This window comes from Micromonospora sp. NPDC047467 (assembly GCF_040643095.1).
Lineage (GTDB): Bacteria > Actinomycetota > Actinomycetes > Mycobacteriales > Micromonosporaceae > Micromonospora.
Map to the genome: position 1 here is coordinate 1 of NZ_JBEYTO010000013.1, position 21369 is coordinate 21369.

Genomic DNA, 21369 nt, shown 5'->3' on the forward strand with positions numbered 1-21369 from the left:
GTCTGTGTGGGTTGGTTATATAAGGGCTTGTCCCGGGGGGGGGGGGGGGGGGGGGGGTTTTTTTTGGGGGGGGGGGCGGGCGGGTTGGCGCCGGCGCCCCTTCCGTACTGCTGGATGGATCACATGCTGGCGACGTCACCCTGCTTGGCGCGGACGGCCTCGGCGGCCTCCTTGAGGCTGGCCAGCTCGTCGGCGTCCAGGTCGGTCTCGACGACGCGCTTGACGCCCTCGGCGCCGATCGCGGCCTCGACACCCAGGTAGACACCGGAGATGCCGAACTCGCCGTCGACCCAGGCGCAGACCGGCATGACGTCGCCGGAGTCCTCGGCGACGGCCTTGGCCATCCGGGCGGCGGCGGCGGACGGCGCGTAGTAGGCCGAACCGGTCTTGAGCAGCGCCACGACCTCGGCACCACCGTTGCGGGTCTTGACGACCAGCTCCTCGATCTGCTCGGCCGGCATGGCGTCACGCAGCGGCTTGCCGTTGACGGTGCTCTTCGAGGGCACCGGCACCATGGTGTCGCCGTGCGAGCCCAGGGTCAGCGTGCGGACCGACGCCACCGGTACGTTCAGCGCCTCGGCGACGAAGTTGCTGAACCGGGCGGTGTCCAGCATGCCGGCCTGGCCGAGCACCCGGTTCTTCGGGAACTGGGTGGCGAGCTGGGCCAGCGCGGTCATCTCGTCCAGCGGGTTGGAGACCACGATGACCACGGCGTTCGGGGCGTACTTGGCGACGTTCTCGGCGACCTGCCGCACGATCTTGGCGTTGGTCTCCAGCAGGTCCATCCGGCTCATGCCGGGCTTGCGCGGCAGACCAGCGGTGATGACGACGACGTCCGAGCCCTCGATGGCCTCGTAACCCTCGCCGTTCGGGCCGGTGGTCGCGCCGACGACCTTGGTCTCGAAGCCCTCGATGGCCCGCGACTGGTTGAGGTCGAGAGCGAGACCCGCGGGCTTGCCCTCCACGATGTCGGTGATCACGACGGTGTCGAAGACGTCGTACTCGGCCAGGCGCTGTGCGGTGGTGGAGCCGTAGAAGCCAGCCCCGACGACAGTGACCTTCTTACCCATGGTCGTCCCACTCCCTGCTACCAGTCGGTTTTCCGGACCGTATCAGTCATCCTGGCACCGGACAGGTCAGGGGCGGCGGACAACGGCGGGATGGGGCGAACGTCACCGCCGCCCGGTTCGACCACAGTTACGCGCCCCGCCCGCTGCGGTGGGGCGCACCGGGTCAGCCGCGCTCGGCGCGCTCCACGACGTTGGTGAGCAGCATGGCCCGGGTCATCGGACCGACACCACCGGGCATCGGCACCAGCCCGCCGGCAGTCTCGACCACCTCCGGGTCGACGTCGCCGGTGTAGCGGCCCTTGCCGTCGGGGCCGATCACCCGGGTGATGCCCACGTCGACGACGACCGCGCCGGGCCGGATCATGTCGGCGGTCAGCAGGCCGGGTACGCCGGCCGCCACGATCACGATGTCGGCGGCCCGGGTGTGCGAGGCGAGGTCGAGCGTGCCGGTGTGGCAGAGGGTCACGGTGGCGTTCTCGCTGCGGCGGGTGAGCAGCAGGCCGAGCGGGCGGCCGACGGTGTTGCCCCGGCCGACCACGGCGACGGTGGCACCGCGCAGCGCCACGTCGTGCCGGCGGAGCAGCTCCACGATGCCGCGCGGGGTGCAGGGCAGCGGGCCGTCGTAGCCGAGGACGAGTCGACCCAGGTTGACCGGGTGCAGACCGTCGGCGTCCTTGGCCGGGTCGATCAGCTCCAGCACCCGCTGGGTGTCGAGGTGGGCGGGCAACGGCAGCTGGACGATGTAGCCGTGGCACGCTGGGTCGGCGTTCAGCTCGGCCAGGACGTCGTCGACCTGCTGCTGGGTGGCGTCGGCCGGCAGCTCCCGGCGGATCGAGGCGATACCCACCTCGGCGCAGTCGCGGTGTTTGCCGTTGACGTACGCCTGGCTGCCCGGGTCGGCACCGACCAGGACCGTGCCCAACCCGGGGATGATGCCGCGTTCCGCGAGTGCCTTAACGCGTATCCGCAGCTCGTCCTTGATCTCCGCTGCGGTCGCCTTGCCGTCCAGAAGCGTCGCCGTCACGACCAGATCGTCTCATGTCCGGCACCCGCCCCTCAGACGACCTCGCCCGGTGGGGTGCCGACGCCCCCACCATCCCGCCCTTAGTAACCGTTAGTGACAACCACCTCGTCACCATGGGTTACAGATGTGGGCCTGGTCACCCTCGGAACGGCCAGGGATCATCGGACGGGATGGAACCCGGAGGACGGCCCGAGCCGGGCGAATCCGGCCCAGACGAACACAGCAGGCACCTGACCTGACCGGAGAATGTGCAGTTCAGCGCCACAGAATCCGGTTCGCTTCAGCAGGCTCACCCGCCCCCCGACTGGGAAGGAGCCCCGACCGTTGCGCGCTTGCAATCGAGCCGTTGTCGAAGGCCGGTACGCGATCTACCGTTGCCGCTTGTTGCGCAGCGTAACCCAGCGTCGGGCCTGACTGCGCAGCGTGAGGAGATGAGGAGGCACAATGCGAGTTCGTAGACTCGCCGCCTGGACCGCCCTCCCGCTCGCGGTGACGCTGGGCCTCGCGGCCTGCGGCAGCGGCGGCGACGGCAACTCCGGTGGCAGCAGTTCGGCGGTCAGCATCCAGATCGCCGAGCCGAAGCACCTGGTTCCCACCAACACCGCCGAGACGTCGGGAGCGCAGGTGCTCGCCGGCCTGTTCAGCCCGCTCGTCGACTACGACGCCCAGAACAAGCCGTACGAGGTCGCAGCGGAGTCCGTGACCTCGTCCGACAACAAGGTCTGGACGATCAAGCTCAAGGACGGCTACACCTTCCACAACGGCGAGAAGGTCACGTCCGAGGACTACATCAACGCCTGGAACTACGGCGCGTACGCCCCCAACGGCCAGGACAACAACTTCTTCTTCGAGAAGATCGCTGGCTACGCCGACCTGCAGGGCAAGGAGCCGAAGGCCAAGGATCTGTCCGGGCTGAAGAAGGTCGACGACCTCACCTTCACCGTGACGCTGTCCGAGCCGTACATCGACTTCAAGACGACGCTGGGCTACACCGCGTTCCTCCCTCTGCCGGACGCCGCGTTCTCGGCCCCGGGCGTGCTCAAGGACTCCTACGAGCAGGCGCCGATCGGGCAGGGCCCCTTCAAGATGAAGGGCTCCTGGCAGCACGACAGCAAGATCGCGGTCGAGCGGTACGACGCGTACCCGGGCGAGAAGCCCAAGGTCAAGGACATCGAGTTCCGGATCTACCAGCAGCTCACCGCGGCCTACGCGGACGTCCTGGCGGACAACCTGGACGTGCTGCCCACGATCCCGACCGAGAGCCTGAGCACCGCGCCGACCGACCTGGGCGACCGGTACCAGACCAGCCCGATGTCGTCGTTCCAGTTCCTGGCGTTCCCGACGTTCGACAAGGACTACAGCAACCCGGACGTGCGTAAGGCCATCTCGATGGCGATCGACCGTGACGAGATCACCAAGTCGGTCTTCAAGGGCTCGCAGGACCCCGCCCGCTCGTTCGTCTCGCCGGTGCTGCCGGGCTACCGGGAGAACACCGCGGGCAGCGCCGGGGAGTTCAACCCGACCGAGGCCAAGAAGCTCTACCAGGCCGCCGGCGGTCCTTCGAAGATCGTCATCTCCTACAACGGCGACGGCGGTCACAAGGACTGGGTCGACGCCACGGTCAACCAGCTCAAGGCCAACCTGGGTGTCGACGCCGTCGGCTCGGCCGAGCCGAAGTTCGCCGACCTGCTGACCAAGGTCGAGAAGAAGACGCCGGTGGGTGCGTTCCGGATGGGTTGGGTCATGGACTACCCGACCATGGAGGACTACCTCGGCCCGCTGTACAGCACCAACGGCTCGTCGAACTACTACGGCTACAGCAACCCGGAGTTCGACAGGCTGGTGAAGGAGGGTTCCGCCGCCAAGACGCAGGACGAGGCGATCGCCAAGTACCAGCAGGCGGAGGACATCCTGGCCAAGGACATGCCGGTAATCCCGCTCCGCTTCGGCGAGAACGTGTTCGGCCACTCGTCCAAGGTCAAGAACGTCGAGATGGACCTGTTCCAGCGGGTCAACCTCGTCAAGATCGAAGCGGCCAGCTGAGCTGACCATGTGCGGGCCACCCGGGCGACGACGCCCGGGTGGCCCGGACGCTCTGTGCCCGCCGGCCCCGCTCACGCGGGCCCGACACCCGGCGGCGCAGGCCTCCCCCGGCCCGACGGCACATCTCAGATATTTCGGGTACGACCAGAGATGCCGTCCTGCGACCCTTTCGCATAATTCCGGAGAGACTGCTAAGCATGTTCCGCTACATCCTTCGGCGCCTCCTCCAGATGGTCCTGGCGTTCTTCGGGACCACCCTGATCGTCTACGCGCTGATGTTCGCCGGCCAGGGCGACCCCATCCAGGCACTCGCGGGCGAACGACCGGTGACGGCAGCCCAGCGGGCCTACCTGACGGAGAAGTACCACCTGGACGCGACAGGCGTCGGCGGCTTCTTCTACCGCTACTTCGACTATGTGAAGAACCTGCTCCAGGGTGATCTCGGCCAGTCCCTGACCGGCCGGCAGATCGGCGACATCCTGCAGGCCGCCTGGCCGGTCACCGTGAAGCTCGCGCTCATCGCGCTCGCCGTGGCGATCATCTTCGGGGTCAGCGCCGGTGTGATCGCCGGCATCCGCCGGGCCAGCATCTTCGACAACTCGACGCTGGTGCTGACCCTGCTGGTGCTGGGCATCCCGACCATCGTGCTCGCGCCGCTCGCGCAGTACTTCCTGGGCGTCAAGTGGCAGATCTTCCCACCCACCGCCGGCTCCGAGCCGACGTTCTACGCCCTGCTGCTGCCCGGCATCGTGCTCGGCTCGCTGTCGCTGGCCACCGCGTTGCGGCTGACCCGCACCTCGGTGGCCGAGAACCTCCGCGCCGACTACGTCCGCACCGCCCGGTCCAAGGGCCTGGTCAAGCGCCGCATCGTCACCGTCCACGTGCTGCGCAACTCGCTCATCCCGGTGGTCACCTTCCTCGGTGTGGAGCTGGGCAACCTGATGAGCGGCGCGATCATCACCGAGGGCGTCTTCAACATCCCCGGTGTGGGCTTCAACCTCTTCCGCGGCATCCGCACCGAGGACGGCCCCCTGGTGGTGGGCATCGTCAGCGTGCTCGTCGTGGTCTACCTGGTCTCGAACCTGGTGGTGGACGTCCTGTACGCCGTACTCGACCCGAGGATCCGCTATGAGTGACTTTGAGACTGTGGCGGCCACCGAGAACCAGGCCGCACGGCGGGGCCCCTCCGGCGAGCCGGGCGCGCCCAACCAGATCGACGTGCCGCAGAAACCGCGCAGCCTGGCCGGCGATGCCTGGCGCGACCTCCGCCGCAACCCCATCTTCTGGATCTCGCTGGCGCTGGTCGTCATCTTCACCCTGATGGCCATCGCCCCCGGCCTGTTCACCGCCAACAGCCCGAACGACTGCCTGCTGTCCCGGCAGCACGCCGGGCCGTCCGGCGGGGCCATCTTCGGGTACGACTTCCAGGGCTGCGACACGTACTCCCGAGCGGTCTACGGCACGCGGGCCTCGCTGCTGGTCGGCGCGCTCGCCGCGCTCGGCACCGGCGTGATCGCGCTGGCGGTCGGCATGCTGGCCGGGTACTTCGGCCGCTGGGTCGACGCGGTGCTCTCCCGGGTGATCGACGTGGTGCTCGGCATCCCGCTGCTGCTGGCCGCGATCGTGCTGCTCAAGCGCGTCTCCAGCGACAGCGTGAACACCCGGATCGCGGCGGTGATCTTCGTGCTGGCCATCCTCGGCTGGACCACGGCGGCCCGCGTCGTCCGCTCCTCGGTGATCACCGCCAAGGAGCAGGACTACGTGGCGGCGGCCCGGATGCTCGGCGCCGGCAACGGGCGGATCATGTGGCGGCACATCCTGCCGAACTCACTGGCCCCGGCCATCGTCGTGCTGACCATCGCCCTCGGCTCGTTCATCGCCGCCGAGGCCACGCTCTCCTTCCTGGGCATCGGCCTGAAGGCGCCGACCATCTCGTGGGGCCAGGACATCGACACCGGCCGGATCCACATGCGGGAGGCGGCGACCCCGCTGATCGTCCCGTCGGCCTTCCTCGCGCTGACCGTGCTGGCGTTCATCATGCTCGGCGACGCGATCCGTGACGCCTTCGACCCGAAGCTGCGGTGAGATCCTCCGTGCGAGCGCGAGGAGTGAGCGAAGCGAGCCCCGCAGTCGCGAACGAAAGGCAGGCACCATCATGACCGTTCAACCCACGCCCGCCTCCGCCACCCCCGACGGTGGTCACCTGCTGGAGCTGCGGGACCTGCACGTCGAGTTCCGCACCCACGAGGGCGTGGCCCGGGTGATCAACGGTGTCTCGTACCACCTGGACGCCGGGGAGACCCTCGCGGTTCTCGGCGAGTCCGGCTCCGGCAAGTCGGTCACCGCCCAGGCGATCATGGGCATCCTGGACACCCCGCCCGCGTTCGTCCGCTCCGGCCAGATCCTCTACCAGGGTCAGGACCTGCTCACCTGCTCCGAGGAGCAGCGCCGGCAGGTCCGCGGCAAGGAGATCGCGATGATTTTCCAGGACGCGCTCTCCGCGCTGAACCCGGTCTTCCCGGTCGGCTGGCAGATCGGCGAGACGCTGCGTCAGCGCGCCGGCATGTCCCGGGGTGACGCCCGCCGCCGGGCCGTCGAGCTGATGGACCTGGTCAAGATCCCCGGTGCCGCCAAGCGGATCGGCGACTACCCGCACCAGTTCTCCGGCGGCATGCGGCAACGCGTCATGATCGCCATGGCGCTGGCGTTGAACCCGAAGGTGCTCATCGCCGACGAACCCACCACGGCACTCGACGTCACCGTGCAGGCCCAGATCATGGACCTGCTGGCCGACCTGCGCCGGGACCTCAACATGGCCATGATCCTGATCACCCACGACCTGGGTGTGGTCGCCGGCGTCGCAGACCGGATCGCGGTCATGTACGCCGGCCGGATCGTCGAGCACGCCGACGTCCGCTCGCTCTACAAGGCGCCGGCCCACCCGTACACCAAGGGTTTGTTGGAATCGATCCCGCGGATGGATGTCCGCGGCCAGGAACTGTCGACGATCAAGGGATTGCCGCCGAACCTGATGCGAATCCCCTCCGGCTGCCCGTTCCACCCCCGCTGCCCGTACGTCCAGCAGGTCTGCGTGGACGTGGTGCCGCACGACCTGGTCCTCGGCGACGGCCGGACCAGCGCTTGCCACTTCGCGCAGGAGGTCCGTGATGACAGCGCCCGCTAGCCCCACCAAGGTCCGGGGCGAGACCATCCTCTCCGTCGACAACCTGGTGAAGCACTTCCCGATCAGCCAGGGCGTGCTGTTCCAACGACAGATCGGCGCGGTGAAGGCCGTCGACGGCGTGAGCTTCGAGCTGCGCCGGGGCGAGACGCTGGGCGTCGTCGGCGAGTCCGGCTGCGGCAAGTCCACCCTCGCCCGGCTGCTGATGCGACTGGAGACACCCACCTCCGGTCGGGCCACCCTGGAGGGCAGGGACCTGTTCAAGGCGTCCGGGGGCGAGTTGCGCCGACTGCGCCGCAACATGCAGATGGTCATGCAGGACCCGTACACCTCGCTGAACCCCCGGATGACCGTCGGCGACATCATCGGCGAGCCGTTCGAGATCCACCGGGACGCCGCACCCAAGGGCAGCAAGCAGAAGCGGGTCCAGGAGTTGCTGGACGTCGTCGGGCTCAACCCGGAGCACATCAACCGGTACCCGCACCAGTTCTCCGGCGGTCAGCGCCAGCGCATCGGCATCGCCCGCGCGCTCGCGCTCCGGCCCGAGATCATCGTCTGCGACGAGCCGGTCTCCGCGCTCGACGTCTCCATCCAGGCTCAGGTGATCAACCTGCTGGAGCAGTTGCAGGACGAGTTCGGGCTGTCGTACATCTTCATCGCCCACGACCTGTCCGTGGTGCGGCACATCGCCGACCGGGTCGCGGTCATGTACCTCGGTCGGATCGTCGAGATCGGCACCGAGGACGAGATCTACGAGCGGGCCACCCACCCGTACACCCAGGCGTTGCTCTCGGCAGTGCCGGTGCCCGACCCGGAGGTACGCGACCAGCGCAACATGATCCGGCTGGTCGGCGACGTGCCCAGCCCGGCCGACCCGCCGAGCGGCTGCCATTTCCGAACCCGCTGCTGGAAGGCCCAGGACATCTGCGCGGTAGAGGACCCGCAAACGGTGCCCCGCGCAGCAGACCCTCACCCGTCCGCCTGCCACTTCGCCGAACTCCGCCCTCCAACCCTCCCGGCCTGACCCCTCGCGTTGATCATGAAGTTATTGCCCTGACGCGCCGAGGCGGCGGGCAATAACTTCATGATCAACGGGGTCCAGGCCGGGGCCCGGGCACTGTTAGTGGAAGAAGTGGCGGGTTTTCGTTAGGTACATCGTTACGTTGGCCTTTTTGGCCGCTTCGATTACCTCGTCGTCGCGGATGGAGCCGCCGGGCTGGACGATGGCGCGGACGCCGGCGTCGATGAGGATCTGCGGGCCGTCGGCGAACGGGAAGAACGCGTCCGAGGCGGCCACCGAACCGCGGGCCCGGTCGGCGCCGGCGCGGCTGACCGCGAGCTGCGCCGAGTCGACCCGGTTGACCTGACCCATACCGACCCCGACGGTGGCGCCGTTCTTGGCGAGCAGGATCGCGTTGCTCTTCACCGCGCGGACCGCCCGCCAGGCGAACGCGAGGTCCCGCAGCAGTTCCTCGTCCGCGGCCTCGCCGGTCGCCAACTGCCAGCTCGCCGGGTCGTCACCGGGAGCGTCCACCCGGTCGGCGACCTGGGACAGGACGCCACCGGTCACCTGCCGCCACTCGACAGTCGCCGGGGTCCAGGCCGGCGCACGCAGCAGCCGGATGTTCTTCTTGCCCTGCAACACCTCGGCCGCGCCCTCGTCGAAGCCGGGGGCGACCACCACCTCGGTGAAGATCTCGGCGACCTGCCGGGCCATCTCGATCGAGACCGGGCGGTTGACCGCGATGACGCCGCCGAACGCCGACACCGGGTCACAGGCGTGCGCCAGGCGGTGCGCCTCGGCCACGTCCGCGCCCACCGCGATGCCGCACGGGTTGGCGTGCTTGATGATCGCCACGGCCGGCTGGTCGGCGAAGTCGTTCGCGGCCCGCCAGGCGGCGTCGGCGTCGACGTAGTTGTTGTAGGACATCTCCTTGCCGTGCAGCTGCTCGGCCTGGGCGAGCCCCGCCGGGGCGTCCGGGTCGATGTAGAGCGCGGCGGGCTGGTGCGGGTTCTCCCCGTAGCGCAGCACGGTCGACTTGCGCAGCGCCGACCCGGCGAACGCGGGCCAGGAGTCGTCGGCCGGAGCCAGCTCCTTGGCGCACCACTGCGCCACCGCCACGTCGTACTCGGCGATGTCGGCGTACGCCCGGGCGGCCAGCGCACGGCGCTGGGCCAGGGTGAAGCCGCCCTCGCCAAGCGCGCCGAGCAGCGCCGGGTAGCCGGCCGGGTCGGTCAGAACGGCGACCGAGGCGTGGTTCTTGGCGGCGGCCCGCACCATGGCCGGCCCGCCGATGTCGATCTGCTCCACGCACTCCTCGACACCGGCGCCGGAGGCGACCGTCGCCTGGAACGGGTAGAGGTTGGAGACCAGCAGGTCGAACGCCGCCACCCCCAGCTCGTCGAGCTGCGTGACGTGCGTGTCCTTGCGCAGGTCGGCGAGCAGACCCGCGTGCACCTTCGGGTGCAGGGTCTTCACCCGACCGTCGAGCACCTCGGGGAACCCGGTCACCGTCTCCACCGGCGTCACCGGCACCCCGGCGGCGGCGATGGTGCCCGCCGTACTGCCGGTGGACACGATCTCCACGCCGGCCGCGTGCAGGGCCTGGGCCAGCTCGACCAGCCCGGTCTTGTCGTAGACGCTGACCAGCGCCCGCCTGATTGGGCGGCGCCCGTCCTGAGTGGGACTCACGGAACCGTGACCTTCCTTCCGGTGATGGTCCAGCCTTCGCGGACCAGGCGACCCACCTGCTCGACGAGCTGGCGCCGCTCGGCTTCCTTGATGCGCTCGGTGAGCGCGTCCACGTCGTCGTCGTCGAGCACCGGCACCGCGACCTGCGCGACGATCGGCCCGGTGTCCATGCCGGCGTCGACGAAGAAGAGGGTGGCTCCGGTGAGCTTCACGCCGTAGGCGAGGGCGTCACGCGGGCCGTGGATGCCGGGGAACGCCGGCAGCAGGGTGTTGTGGGTGTTCAGGTAGCGGTCGCCGAAGGCGGCGAGGAAGTGCGGGCCGACCAGCTTGAGGAAGCCGGCGGAGATGACCAGGTCGGGTTGGTGCTTCGCGACGTGCGCGGTGAGCGCCCGATCCCAGTCCTCCCGGGTGTCGTGGTCGCGGACCCGCTCGACGAAGGTCGGCACCCCGGCCGCCTCGGCCCGGTCCAGGCCCGCGATGCCGTCGCGGTCCGCGCCGACCGCGACCACCTGCGCGCCGTACGCGGGGTCAGCGGCGGCATCCAACAGGGACTGAAGGTTGCTCCCGGAGCCGGAAATGAGGACGACGATGCGGGCGGCGGACGCGGGCTCGGTCACCGGGCCACCCTATCGGGCAGGTCAGGAGGCCCTTCGGCTGGGCGGCGCCGATCTCCGACAGTGCGGACGGGCATCGACCCGGTACGCTGCCGGTCGCTCGGGCTGGACACCGCGCCGGCCCGCATCCCCGGTACCGTTCCGGCACGCCAACCGTGTCGTTGGAATGAGGAGCACCCCCATGCAGCCCGGTCACCACCCCCAGCAGCAGCCGCCGATCGACAACAACATGACGATGTCGATCGTCGCCGTCTTCCTCTTCTGGCCGCTGGCCATCCCCGCGATCATCAACGCGTCGAAGGTCAACCCACTGCTTCAGCAGGGTGACTACGCCGGGGCACAGGCCGCGGCCACGGAATCACGGAAGTGGTCCAAGTGGGCCCTTATCGTGGGTATTACGTGGTATGTCATCGCGTTGCTGTGCTGCGCGTTGGGTGGTCTGGGCGCGATCATGAGTGGCAACAGCAGCAGTAACTAACAAGTCCAAGGAGCTCTTCGAATGCAGCCCGGCAACCCCGGTCAGGACCCGTACGGCCAGCAGCCCAACGACCCGACCTCACCCCCGCCGCCGCACGACCCGTACGGTCAGCCGCCGGCCGCCCCGTACGGCCAGCAGCCCACCTCGGGCCAGCCGTACGGCCAGCAGCCCACCTCCGGCCAGCCCTACGGCCAGCAGCCGCAGGACCCGTACGGCGCTCCGCAGGCTCCGTACGGTCAGCAGCCGCAGGACCCGTACGGTCAGCCGCAGGCCCCCTACGGCCAGCAGCAGCCCTACGGTGCGCCCTCGTACCCGAACGCCGGATACCCGCAGGCGCAGGGCCAGAACAACACCCTCGGCCTGGTGTCGATGATCCTCGGCATCGCGTCGATCCCGCTGATCTGCTGCCTCTACCTGGGCATCCCGCTCGGCATCGCCGGCGTGGTCACCGGTTACCTGGCCCAGCAGAAGGTTTCCCAGGGCCAGGCCAACAACGGCGGCCAGGCCAAGGCCGGTCTGATCTGCGGTGCGGTCGGTGCCGGGTTGGGCGTCCTGCTGCTCATCCTGAGCATCGTCGGCAGCTTCGACCTGCCGGCCCAGCCCTGAGCGGTCCGGTCCTGACGGGGCGCTCCGGATCGTCCGGGGCGCCCCGCGCCGTACCCACCACCGGCACGGCCAGGTCGGCGAGCCGGTCAGCTGGTGCGGCGGGCCCGGTCGGGCTCCGGGTCACGCGGTGGGGTCTGGCCACCACCTGGGCCCCGAACGAGCGCCCGGGTGGCGGCGGCACCGAGCAGCGCGCCGACCGCGATGACACCGGCCGCCACCACCCCGACCTGCCAGGCCACCGGCCCGACCTGCGCCAGTCGGCCGGCACCGAGCGGGCCGCCGGAGATCGCGGCGGCCACGCCGAGCAACACGCCGGCCACCGGCCCGGCCAGGGCTGCCGGAGCCAGCAGCCCGGCCCAGCGCCGCGGGGCCCGCTGCGGCCCGGCGAGACGGGCAACCCGGCGGGCCAGCAACCAGCCGACGACCATCCCGGCCAGCACCGGCACCGCGAGCAGCAGTGCGCCGAGGCCGTCCACGGGACCGCGGGGCAGGCCGGCGAGCAGCGGGATGGCCGGCAGCGCGCCCACCGACACCTCGCTGGTGCGGACGGCGGTGTCGACGCCGACCGCGAAACCCGGCCCGAGCAGGTAGCTGGTCGACCAGATCGCCGCGTTCGGCGCGTACGCCATGCTGACCAGGGTGATCCCGGCCTGCCCGGCCACCCCGGTCTGGTACGCGCCGATCATGTCCGCGGCGTCACCGCCGCCGGTGGCCACGGCCAGGCCGGCCGCGCCGGCACCAGCCCCGAGCAGCAGGAGCGCGGCGACCAGCCCGGCACGCACAGCGTCCCGCAGCGGACCGGGCATCCGGGCGACGAGCAGCCGGGTCACGGCCGTGATCCGGGTCGCGCCGACCAGCGCGGCGAGCGTGCCGACCACCGCGAACGTGGCTGCCGCCCGCACCACTGACACATCCGGCCCGTCCGCGCCGATCAGCACCGCGGCAAGCGCGCCGAGCAGCGCGTACGCAAGGCCGACCGCGCCCGCGGCGATCAGCGCCCGACGCGGTGAGCGGCTGTCGCGGGCGCCGATCGCGCGGCTGACGTGCACGCCGGCCCGGGTCAGTCGCCAGAGCGCGAGCACGGTCAGCGCCAGCGGGGCGAGCCCGAACGGGCCGGACTCGGTGTGCAGCGGCACGCCGTGCCCCACCAGCCAGCCGGCCAGTGCGGTGCGCAGGGTGCCGCTCAGGGTGGTGGAGTCCGCGCCGAGTTGCACCAGGCCGAGCACGATGGCGACCGGCAGGTACGAGGTGAGGGCGGCCCCACCGGCGGCCACCCCTGCGGCGACGGGCAGCGGTGCCCGCCCGCGCGGCGACTCACCGGCGCGGGGCGCGGGCACCCGCCGACGCGGTGTGGCGCGGTCGACCGACCGGTCGTCGGCGCCCGCACCGCCCGGACGGCTGGGACGGTCAGGGGTGACGGGGGGCATCCGCTCTACTCTGGCACGTCGCACGGGCCGTGGCAGTCCGTTAGACCGCTCCGGACGGCGGCGAGTTGAGCGAACCGGGGTCGAGGGCGTCCGGCCGGGTCTAGCCTCGGCCCAGAGGGGGTGGCCGTCGCGGCCTCCCAGGTCGGGTCCGCCGGTCGCGCCCGGGTCGGCCCGTCGCCCATGACCGCGCCGGAGGAAGCCGTGACGACCGCATACCCACCACCCCCACCGCCGCCGGCCAGGGGTCGGGACCGCACCACACTCTGGGGCGTGCTGGGCATCGTGCTGGGGCTGATCTGTTGCGGCATTCTCGGCATCATCTTCGGTTACCTGTCGATCCGCGACGCCCGGCGCTACGGCCAGTCGCCGATTCTCGGTTACCTCGCCATCGCGTTCGGCGTGATCAACATCATCGGCAGCGCGATCCTACGGTCGTCCGGCAACTACCCGTTCTGGAACAACGACTGAGCCGGGGCGCTCCCGCCCGCGTGGTACGCCACAGGGGCCGACCGGAACAACCGGTCGGCCCCTGCGATGCTGTCTGGCCGGCTCAGTTGCCGGACATGATCTCCCGCATGAGCTTCGCGGTCTCGGTCGGCGTCTTGCCGACCTTGACTCCGACCGCCTCCAGCGCCGCCTGCTTCGCCTCGGCGGTGCCGGCCGAGCCGGAGATGATCGCCCCGGCGTGACCCATGGTCTTGCCGGGAGGCGCGGTGAAGCCGGCGATGTAGCCGACCACCGGCTTGGTGACGTTGGCCTTGATGAACTCGGCGGCCCGCTCCTCGGCGTCGCCGCCGATCTCGCCGATCATCACGATGGCGTCGGTCTCCGGGTCGGCCTCGAACGCCGCCAGGGCGTCGATGTGCGTGGTCCCGATGATCGGGTCGCCACCGATGCCGACGCAGGTGGAGAAGCCGATGTCGCGCAGCTCGTACATCATCTGGTAGGTCAGCGTGCCGCTCTTGCTGACCAGGCCGATCCGGCCGGAGCCGGTGATGTCGGCCGGGATGATGCCGGCGTTGGAAGCGCCCGGCGAGGCGATGCCGGGACAGTTCGGCCCGATGATCCGGGTCCGCTCGCCCTGCGACACGTTGTACGCCCAGAACGAGGCGGTGTCGTGCACCGGCACGCCCTCGGTGATCACCACGGCCAGCGGGATCGCGGCGTCGATCGCCTCGACCACGGCGGCCTTGGTGAACTGCGGCGGCACGAAGATGACGGTGACGTCGGCCCCGGTCTCGGCCATGGCGTCCGCCACGGACGCGAAGACCGGCAGCTCGGTGCCGTCGAAGTCGACCTTCTGGCCCGCCTTGCGCGGGTTGACGCCGCCCACCACGTTGGTGCCGGCGGCGAGCATCCGCCGGGTGTGCTTGGAGCCCTCGGAGCCGGTCATCCCCTGAACGATGACCTTCGAGTCCTTGGTCAGCCAGATAGCCATGATCAGACCCCCGCAGCTGCCAGCTCGGCGGCCCGCTCGGCCGCGCCGTCCATGGTGTCCACCCGCTGCACGAGCGGGTTGTTCGCGCTGTCCAGGATCGCCCGGCCAGCCTCGGCGTTGTTGCCGTCGAGGCGGACGACGAGCGGCTTGGTGACCTGCTCGCCGCGCTGCTCCAGCAGGGCCAGCGCCTGGATGATGCCGTTGGCGACCTCGTCGCAGGCGGTGATGCCGCCGAAGACGTTGACGAAGACGCTCTTCACAGCCGGGTCGGAGAGCACGATCTCCAGCCCGTTCGCCATCACCGCGGCGCTCGCGCCGCCGCCGATGTCGAGGAAGTTGGCCGGCTTGACGTTGCCGTGCCGCTCACCGGCGTACGCGACCACGTCGAGGGTCGACATGACCAGACCCGCGCCGTTGCCGATGATGCCGACCTCGCCGTCGAGCTTGACGTAGTTGAGGTCCTTGGCCTTGGCGGCCTGCTCCAGCGGGTCCACGGCGGCCTGGTCGACCAGGGCCTCGTGGTCGGGGTGCCGGAACGCGGCGTTCTCGTCCAGGCTGATCTTGGCGTCGAGCAGCAGCAGCCGCCCGTCGCCGTTCTTCGCGAGGGGGTTGACCTCGACCAGCGTGGCGTCCTCGGCGACGAACGCCTGCCACAGCCCGACCGCGATCTCGACCACCTGGTCGGCGACGTCGGCCGGGAAGCCGGCGGCGGTCACGATCTCGCGAGCCTTGGCCTCGTCCACACCCTTGACGGCGTCGATCGGGGCCTTCACGACCTTGTCGGGGGTCTCGGCCGCGACCTGCTCGATGTCCATGCCGCCGGCGACGCTGGCGATGCAGAGGAAGGTGCGGTTCGCCCGGTCGAGCAGGTACGAGAAGTAGTACTCGTCGGCCACGTCCGCGGTCACGGTGATCATGACCTTGTGGACGGTGTGACCCTTGATGTCCATGCCGAGGATGTCGGTGGCCCTGGCCACCGCCTCATCCGGGCCCTCGGCGAGCTTGACGCCACCGGCCTTACCTCGGCCGCCGACCTTTACCTGCGCCTTGACGACCACCCGACCGCCGAGGCGTTCGGCGATCGCGCGGGCCTCCTCCGGGGTAGTGGCGACGCCGCCGGCCAGCACGGGCAAGCCGTGCCGCTCGAACAGGTCCCGCCCCTGGTACTCGTACAGGTCCACGATTGCGCGTCCCGTCCCGTCTCCGCGGCGCGCCGTCGCGCCGCCACCAGCGTTCACCAACAGTTTGACGCCTGTCGTCAGTTCAAACAGGCCATTGGCGGCAGCCTAGCGAGGTGGGCACCGCCGGCAACCGAGCGGGTGCGCGGTGTGCGGTAATGCACAACCGGACCACCTGACGTGGCGGTTCCGGCCGCGACACGGCCCACGTCAATCGTCCGGGCGATGTTGGAACGGGTGCGTAACCCGGCCGTGGGGCCGTCGTTGAGTCAGATGTCGGAGCGCTGAACAGCGCGATGACGGGAGACGGCCGATGCCCTGTCGGTCGAGGGGTGGCGGCGGGGCATCGTGCATAGAGGGGCCGGACGTGTGAGGGGTGCGTCCGGCCCCTCCCCCGTGCCCAAATCCGGCTCGACCCCGCCTGGCGGAGACTCGAACCCGCTGCCCGCCTCAGCCGACCGGCTGCGCGACGTTCTGCCGGACCCACTCGACGATCGCCTGGGTGGTGGCGCCGGGCGTGAAGATCTTGGCGACGCCCAGCTTCTCCAGCTCGGGGATGTCACCGTTCGGGATGATGCCGCCACCGAACACGACGATGTCGCGGGCGTCCCGCTCACCAAGCAACTCCAGCACCCGCCGGAAGAGCGTCATGTGCGCGCCGGAGAGCACGGAGAGGCCGACGGCGTCGGCGTCCTCCTGGATGGCGGTCTCCACGATCTGCTCGGGCGTCTGGTGCAGGCCGGTGTAGACGACCTCCATCCCGGCGTCCCGCAGGGCACGCGCCACGACCTTGGCGCCCCGGTCGTGGCCGTCCAGCCCTGGCTTGGCGACGACGACCCGAATACGAGAGCTCATCAGCGCACACCTTTCACCGGCTTCACGGCCTTCACCTGAACGAACGGTAACCCGCCCGACCGGGGCCGGGAAATCCGGGCCGGAAACCCACCGGCATCCGGGCGCCTCCGAGCCCGACCCGGGCCGACCGGACGGTGCTCGCTGGGCTGCGGCGTCAAGTCGGACGACTCCGCCGGTCCGGTCACGCTCGGCGACGAACGGGCAGTTACGGGGGCACCGATCGACGCCACGATGCGTGACAATCGTGGACGCAGACGGACAGATCGACACGCCAATTCCGCGCTCTGGCTTGTGACTCGCCTGGGGGTTGGCTAACGTGTCCACGGTTGTCATCAGGTCCATGGACGGGTGACGACGCGGTTGGCAGACGTTCATCGGAGCTTCACGGACGTCCACCAGTCGCCTCGGAACCCCGACAACGGAGGGTGTGCGTGCGCCAGCGCCTGTCGTCTGAGCCCGATCGATATCGCGGTCGTCGCCGCGTGCCCACCCCCCCGCGTAGCCGTTACGCGGCCGTCGTCACCACCGCCTTCGTCGGCGCCGGCCTCGTCGCGCTCGGCGCGAGCGCCCTGCCCGACGCCAAGGACGTCAGCCCGTCGGTTCTCGACGAGCTCAAGCAGGCGTCGGCCACCAGCCAGGACGTGACGGAACGTGCGGACAACGCCGAGCGCGCCTCCCGGGACAGCCGCGGCAAGGACGCGGCCGAGCCCGAGGTCTGGATGCTGCCGCTGCAGGGCTACGACTTCAACTCCCCGTACGGGATGCGTTGGGGCAAGCTGCACACCGGCGTCGACCTGGTCGTCCCCGAGGGCACGCCCTATGTGGCGATCCACGACGGGCTGGTCACCAAGGCCGGCTGGTTCGGCGGCTACGGCTACGCGGTGATCGTCCAGCACGCCGACGGCAGCGAGGCCATCTACGGCCACTCCTCCGCGCTCAGCGTCAAGGAGGGGCAGCAGGTCAAGGCGGGCGACCAGCTCGGCCTGGTCGGTCAGACCGGCCACGCCTACGGCACCCACCTGCACCTCGAGCTGCATGTCAAGGGTCAGCCGACCGACCCGGTGCCCTACCTGCAGAAGCGCGGAGTGGACATCAAGCTGCAAGTCGAGGCAATCTACAGCGAGGTAGCCGCGTCCTGACGCTGCGTACCGACCACTGACCGCCCGGATCTGTCGATCCGGGCGGTTTTTCGTTGCGGGTCGGCTGCGGATGTCTGCCGAATCACAGTACGGACTGTGACCGACGACACCACCGCGCATGATCACTTTTCCGGACGGACTGCTTCAGAAGGACGCATATCCGGGCAGGTGACGCGCGACCCGTTGCGCGGCTCCCCGGTCCCGATGCCCCGTCCAGCTCGGCCCGACACCACTATTTCGAGGTCAAGTGCCCCTCGACTGTGAAGGTCCGCCGTGCAGGAAGACAGCCCCGTCCAGAACGAGAACACCCCCGACACCACCACCGAGCAGCCGCGGCGCGCCCGTCGGCGAAACCGCGCCATCGTGCTCGGCGCGGCCGCCCTGGTGGCCCTCGGCCTGGGCGGCGTCGCCGTCGCCACCACCGGCGGGGACCGCCCAGCGCCCACCGCCGTCTCGCTCGACGCGCAGTCGCGGGCCGAGGCCGACAACCGGGCCGACCGCTCCGCCCGCGAGTCGACCGCGCCGGACTCCCCGTCGGCCACGCCCAGCGCGAGCCCGACCGTGAGCCCGTCGGCCTCCGCCAGCCCGACGCCGACGAAGACGGCCACCACCAAGCCGAAGCCGGTGGCGAAGAAGACCACCAAGCCCACCCCGGCCTGGGTCGACCCGATGCCGGGCGCGTCGGTCACCTCCTGCTACGGGCAACGCTGGGGCACCCTGCACGCCGGCATCGACCTGGCGCTGCCCTCCGGCACGCCCATCCACGCCGCGGCGGCCGGCACCGTCACCCAGGCCGGCGACGCCTCCGACGGGTACGGCAACTCCGTCTTCATCGACCACGGCAACGGCTACCTGACCCACTACGCCCACCAGAGCCGGATCGCGGTCACCGTCGGCCAGAAGGTCAAGGCCGGCCAGGTCATCGGCTACGAGGGCAGCACGGGCGACTCCACCGGCCCACACCTGCACTTCGAGGTGCACCAGGGCATGTGGAACCAGATCGACCCGGCGCCGTTCATGCAGGCGCGCGGCGTCGACCTGGGCTGCTGAGCCCGGCAGACCTGTCGACCGATCGAGTGGGTGACCTCCGCACTGCCGGAGGCCACCCACTCGTGACGTGACCCCGAACCGGCCGGGCCCGCCGCTGTCAGAGCTTGTCGACCGGGGCGTGCCGCAGCACCAGCCACATGGTCTGGTCACCGAAGTCGATCTGCGCGCGAGCGCCCGGGCCGTGACCCTCGACGGCGAGCACCCGCCCCAGCCCGTACCGCTGGTGGTTGACCCGGTCTCCGGCGGACACCTTCGGCCCCTGCGGCAACTCGCTGGCCGTGGTGAGGCGGCTGCCGTCCACGCCGAGCCGCTGGGCCAGCTGCGCCGCCTTCGGCGTACCCCCGGTGAAGGTCCCGCGCCCGCCGGGCACGCGGTCCGCGCGCCCACCGACGCCGCCGCCCCCGCCGGCCCACGAGGTGTACGAGCCCTCGGTGCGCTCCCAGCGCACCAACTCCGGTGGCAGCTCCTCCAGGAACCGCGACGGCGGGTTGTAGGACGGCTGCCCCCAGGCTGAGCGGGTCACCGCCCGGGAGAGGTAGAGCCGCTGCCGGGCGCGGGTGATGCCGACGTACGCCAGCCGGCGCTCCTCCTCCAGCTCACGGGTGTCGCCCAGCGAGCGCAGGTGCGGGAAGACGCCGTCCTCCAGCCCGGTCAGGAAGACCACCGGGAACTCCAGGCCCTTGGCGGTGTGCAGGGTCATCAGCGTGACCACGCCCTGGTGGTCGGGATCGTCGGAGGGGATCTGGTCGGCGTCGGCGACCAGCGCGACCTGCTCCAGGAAACCGGCCAGGGTGGCCCGTTCCCCGTCGGCGCCCAGCGCCTCGATCCGCTCGGTGTACTCCCGGGCGACGCTGACCAGCTCCTGGAGGTTGTCCACGCGGCCGGCGTCCTGTGGGTCCAGGCTCTCCTCCAGCTCGGTGAGGTAGCCCGAGCGGGTCAGCAACGCCTCCAGCACCTCCTCCGGGGTGCCGGTCTCGGCCAGCTCCCGGGCACCGTCGAGCAGCGCCACGAAGTCGGCGATGCCGTTTGCCGCCCGGGTGGAGATGCCGGGCGCCTCCCGGGCCCTGCGCAGCGCCGCCCCGAAGGAGATCCGGTCGCGGCTGGACAGCGCCTCGACGCACGCCTCCGCGCGGTCACCGATGCCCCGGCGGGGGGTGTTCAGCACCCGCCGCAGGCTCACCGTGTCGTCGTCGTTGACCACCGAACGCAGGTACGCCAGCGCGTCGCGAACCTCCTTGCGCTCGTAGAAGCGCACCCCGCCGACCACCTTGTAGGGCAGACCGGCCCGGATGAACACCTCCTCGAAGACGCGGGACTGCGCGTTGGTGCGGTAGAACACCGCGACGTCGCCGGGGCGGGTCTCGTCGGCGTCGACCAGACGGTCGATCTCCCGGCCCACCCAGTCCGCCTCGGCGTGCTCGGTGTCGGCCACGTAGCCGACGATCCGCTCGCCGTCGCCGGCCTCGCTCCACAGCCGCTTGGGCTTGCGGGAGGTGTTCCGGTCGATCACCGCGTTGGCGGCGTTGAGGATGGTCTGGGTGGAGCGGTAGTTCTGCTCCAGCAGGATCGTCCGCGCGTCGGTGAAGTCCCGCTCGAACTCCAGGATGTTGCGGATCGTCGCGCCCCGGAACGCGTAGATCGACTGGTCGGCGTCACCGACCACGCACAGCTCGGCCGGCGCCAGCCCGTCGGTGCCGGACACCAGCTCCTTGATCAGCGTGTACTGGGCGTGGTTGGTGTCCTGGTATTCGTCGACAAGCACGTGCCGGAACCGTCGCCGGTAGCTCTCCGCGACGTGCGGGTGGGACTGGAGCAGGTGCACCGTCGTCATGATCAGGTCGTCGAAGTCGAGCGCGTGCGCCTCGCGCAGCCGACGCTGGTAGAGCGTGTACGCCTCGGCGAGCGCCCGCTCGTTGGGCCCGCTGGCCCGCGCGGCGAACTGCTCCGGGTCGACAAGCTCGTTCTTGAGGTTGGAGACCTGGGCGGCCAGCCCGCGTGCCGGGTAGCGCTTCGGGTCGAGATCCAGCTCCCGGGTGACCATCTGCATCAGCCGGCGGGAGTCGTCGGCGTCGTAGATGGAGAAGGTCGACTTGAGGCCGGCGTGCTCGTGCTCGGCGCGCAGGATGCGGACACACGCGGAGTGGAACGTCGACACCCACATCAGCCGAGCGCGCGGGCCGACCAGGGCGGCGACCCGCTCCTTCATCTCGCCGGCAGCCTTGTTGGTGAAGGTGATGGCGATGATCTCCCCGGGATGCACGTCCCGTTCGGCAAGCAGGTAGGCGATCCGGTGCGTGAGCACCCGGGTCTTGCCGGACCCGGCGCCGGCCACGATCAACAGCGGCGAGCCGGCGTGACTGACCGCGTCGCGCTGCGGCCCGTTCAACCCGGCGAGCAGCTCGCGCGGATCGAGGCGGGCGGAGGCCGACCCGGGACGGTGCGGACGGGCCGGCGCGGACTCCGGCGCGGGCGGGGACGCGGGAATGTCGAAGAGAGGATGCATCGCGCGTCAAGTCTATGCCGGCAGCCGGACACTTCCCGACCGCGCCGTCCGGCGGCGAAGGGTCCTCGCCG

General features: G+C 70.5%; 19 protein-coding genes. 10 read left to right on the forward strand and 9 right to left on the reverse strand.

Annotated features, from left to right (window positions below; genetic code table 11):
* Nucleotides 1–119: 119 nt before the first annotated feature.
* Both ABZ780_RS28160 and ABZ780_RS28165 read right to left on the reverse strand, forming a co-directional pair.
* Nucleotides 120–1070 carry a malate dehydrogenase gene (locus ABZ780_RS28160; protein ID WP_357007165.1) on the reverse strand — a complete coding sequence of 317 codons (951 nt, stop codon included), beginning with the start codon at nucleotides 1068–1070 and terminating at the stop codon, nucleotides 120–122.
* A gap of 163 nt (nucleotides 1071–1233) precedes the next feature.
* A complete protein-coding gene (locus ABZ780_RS28165; RefSeq protein ID WP_357007162.1) occupies nucleotides 1234–2094 on the reverse strand; it encodes a bifunctional methylenetetrahydrofolate dehydrogenase/methenyltetrahydrofolate cyclohydrolase in 861 nt (286 codons plus the stop codon).
* A 444-nt stretch (nucleotides 2095–2538) separates the two neighbouring features.
* On the opposite strand from ABZ780_RS28165, the gene ABZ780_RS28170 reads away from it, so the two are divergent.
* The 5 genes from ABZ780_RS28170 to ABZ780_RS28190 all read left to right on the forward strand — a co-directional run bounded on the left by ABZ780_RS28170 (nucleotide 2539) and on the right by ABZ780_RS28190 (nucleotide 8342).
* Complete coding sequence (locus ABZ780_RS28170; RefSeq protein WP_357007159.1) at nucleotides 2539–4137, forward strand: ABC transporter substrate-binding protein; 1599 nt, start codon at nucleotides 2539–2541, stop codon at nucleotides 4135–4137.
* Between the two features lie 197 nt (nucleotides 4138–4334).
* Nucleotides 4335–5273 (forward strand): ABC transporter permease, encoded by a 939-nt coding sequence (locus ABZ780_RS28175; RefSeq protein ID WP_357488028.1) that lies wholly within the window; start codon nucleotides 4335–4337, stop codon nucleotides 5271–5273.
* Nucleotides 5266–6222, forward strand: coding sequence for an ABC transporter permease (locus tag ABZ780_RS28180; protein WP_357007153.1), 957 nt, complete (start codon nucleotides 5266–5268; stop codon nucleotides 6220–6222). The genes ABZ780_RS28175 and ABZ780_RS28180 overlap by 8 nt, the downstream gene beginning before the upstream one ends.
* A 70-nt stretch (nucleotides 6223–6292) precedes the next feature.
* Nucleotides 6293–7321 (forward strand): ABC transporter ATP-binding protein, encoded by a 1029-nt coding sequence (locus ABZ780_RS28185; protein ID WP_357007150.1) that lies wholly within the window; start codon nucleotides 6293–6295, stop codon nucleotides 7319–7321.
* Nucleotides 7305–8342, forward strand: a complete 1038-nt coding sequence (locus tag ABZ780_RS28190) for a dipeptide ABC transporter ATP-binding protein (RefSeq protein ID WP_357007147.1) — start codon at nucleotides 7305–7307, stop codon at nucleotides 8340–8342. The genes ABZ780_RS28185 and ABZ780_RS28190 overlap by 17 nt, the downstream gene beginning before the upstream one ends.
* 96 nt (nucleotides 8343–8438) lie before the next feature.
* Here ABZ780_RS28190 and purH read toward each other — a convergent pair whose 3' ends face one another.
* Complete coding sequence (gene purH / locus ABZ780_RS28195) at nucleotides 8439–10010, reverse strand: bifunctional phosphoribosylaminoimidazolecarboxamide formyltransferase/IMP cyclohydrolase (protein ID WP_357007144.1); 1572 nt, start codon at nucleotides 10008–10010, stop codon at nucleotides 8439–8441.
* Nucleotides 10007–10627 carry a phosphoribosylglycinamide formyltransferase gene (gene purN / locus ABZ780_RS28200; protein WP_357007141.1) on the reverse strand — a complete coding sequence of 207 codons (621 nt, stop codon included), beginning with the start codon at nucleotides 10625–10627 and terminating at the stop codon, nucleotides 10007–10009. The genes purH and purN overlap by 4 nt, the downstream gene beginning before the upstream one ends.
* 178 nt (nucleotides 10628–10805) lie before the next feature.
* On the opposite strand from purN, the gene ABZ780_RS28205 reads away from it, so the two are divergent.
* Entirely contained in the window at nucleotides 10806–11102 is a 297-nt protein-coding gene (locus ABZ780_RS28205) for a CD225/dispanin family protein (protein WP_357007139.1), read from the forward strand.
* A 21-nt stretch (nucleotides 11103–11123) separates the two neighbouring features.
* Entirely contained in the window at nucleotides 11124–11708 is a 585-nt protein-coding gene (locus tag ABZ780_RS28210) for a DUF4190 domain-containing protein (RefSeq protein WP_357488029.1), read from the forward strand.
* An 86-nt stretch (nucleotides 11709–11794) separates the two neighbouring features.
* On the opposite strand, the gene ABZ780_RS28215 is transcribed toward ABZ780_RS28210, so the two are convergent.
* Nucleotides 11795–13135, reverse strand: a complete 1341-nt coding sequence (locus ABZ780_RS28215; protein WP_357007134.1) for a DUF6350 family protein — start codon at nucleotides 13133–13135, stop codon at nucleotides 11795–11797.
* A gap of 201 nt (nucleotides 13136–13336) precedes the next feature.
* On the opposite strand from ABZ780_RS28215, the gene ABZ780_RS28220 reads away from it, so the two are divergent.
* A complete protein-coding gene (locus tag ABZ780_RS28220; RefSeq protein WP_357007131.1) occupies nucleotides 13337–13603 on the forward strand; it encodes a DUF4190 domain-containing protein in 267 nt (88 codons plus the stop codon).
* Nucleotides 13604–13685: 82 nt separating this feature from the next.
* On the opposite strand, the gene sucD is transcribed toward ABZ780_RS28220, so the two are convergent.
* From sucD to ABZ780_RS28235, 3 genes are all read right to left on the reverse strand, one after another.
* Nucleotides 13686–14573: a succinate--CoA ligase subunit alpha gene (sucD, locus tag ABZ780_RS28225; RefSeq protein WP_357007129.1), complete on the reverse strand. Its 888-nt coding sequence runs from the start codon at nucleotides 14571–14573 to the stop codon at nucleotides 13686–13688.
* Nucleotides 14574–14575: 2 nt separating this feature from the next.
* Nucleotides 14576–15754 (reverse strand): ADP-forming succinate--CoA ligase subunit beta, encoded by a 1179-nt coding sequence (gene sucC / locus ABZ780_RS28230; protein ID WP_357007126.1) that lies wholly within the window; start codon nucleotides 15752–15754, stop codon nucleotides 14576–14578.
* A gap of 447 nt (nucleotides 15755–16201) precedes the next feature.
* Nucleotides 16202–16606, reverse strand: a complete 405-nt coding sequence (locus ABZ780_RS28235) for a cobalamin B12-binding domain-containing protein (RefSeq protein ID WP_357007124.1) — start codon at nucleotides 16604–16606, stop codon at nucleotides 16202–16204.
* A gap of 431 nt (nucleotides 16607–17037) precedes the next feature.
* Between ABZ780_RS28235 and ABZ780_RS28240 the strand changes: the two genes are divergently transcribed.
* Nucleotides 17038–17745, forward strand: coding sequence for a M23 family metallopeptidase (locus ABZ780_RS28240; protein ID WP_357007121.1), 708 nt, complete (start codon nucleotides 17038–17040; stop codon nucleotides 17743–17745).
* Nucleotides 17746–18018: 273 nt separating this feature from the next.
* Nucleotides 18019–18795, forward strand: coding sequence for a peptidoglycan DD-metalloendopeptidase family protein (locus ABZ780_RS28245; protein ID WP_357007119.1), 777 nt, complete (start codon nucleotides 18019–18021; stop codon nucleotides 18793–18795).
* 97 nt (nucleotides 18796–18892) lie between these two features.
* Here the strand turns inward: ABZ780_RS28245 and pcrA are convergent, their stop codons facing one another.
* Nucleotides 18893–21298: a DNA helicase PcrA gene (gene pcrA, locus ABZ780_RS28250; RefSeq protein WP_357007117.1), complete on the reverse strand. Its 2406-nt coding sequence runs from the start codon at nucleotides 21296–21298 to the stop codon at nucleotides 18893–18895.
* Nucleotides 21299–21369 lie beyond the last annotated feature (71 nt).

Coding starts and splice junctions, on each gene's coding strand:
- ABZ780_RS28170 (WP_357007159.1), top strand. CDS start 2,539: ATGCGAGTTCGTAGACTCGCCGCCTGGACCGCCCTCCCGCTCGCGGTG.
- ABZ780_RS28190 (WP_357007147.1), top strand. CDS start 7,305: ATGACAGCGCCCGCTAGCCCCACCAAGGTCCGGGGCGAGACCATCCTC.
- ABZ780_RS28175 (WP_357488028.1), top strand. CDS start 4,335: ATGTTCCGCTACATCCTTCGGCGCCTCCTCCAGATGGTCCTGGCGTTC.
- ABZ780_RS28205 (WP_357007139.1), top strand. CDS start 10,806: ATGCAGCCCGGTCACCACCCCCAGCAGCAGCCGCCGATCGACAACAAC.
- ABZ780_RS28235 (WP_357007124.1), bottom strand. CDS start 16,606: ATGAGCTCTCGTATTCGGGTCGTCGTCGCCAAGCCAGGGCTGGACGGC.
- ABZ780_RS28185 (WP_357007150.1), top strand. CDS start 6,293: ATGACCGTTCAACCCACGCCCGCCTCCGCCACCCCCGACGGTGGTCAC.
- ABZ780_RS28210 (WP_357488029.1), top strand. CDS start 11,124: ATGCAGCCCGGCAACCCCGGTCAGGACCCGTACGGCCAGCAGCCCAAC.
- ABZ780_RS28160 (WP_357007165.1), bottom strand. CDS start 1,070: ATGGGTAAGAAGGTCACTGTCGTCGGGGCTGGCTTCTACGGCTCCACC.
- sucD (WP_357007129.1), bottom strand. CDS start 14,573: ATGGCTATCTGGCTGACCAAGGACTCGAAGGTCATCGTTCAGGGGATG.
- ABZ780_RS28180 (WP_357007153.1), top strand. CDS start 5,266: ATGAGTGACTTTGAGACTGTGGCGGCCACCGAGAACCAGGCCGCACGG.
- pcrA (WP_357007117.1), bottom strand. CDS start 21,298: ATGCATCCTCTCTTCGACATTCCCGCGTCCCCGCCCGCGCCGGAGTCC.
- ABZ780_RS28215 (WP_357007134.1), bottom strand. CDS start 13,135: ATGCCCCCCGTCACCCCTGACCGTCCCAGCCGTCCGGGCGGTGCGGGC.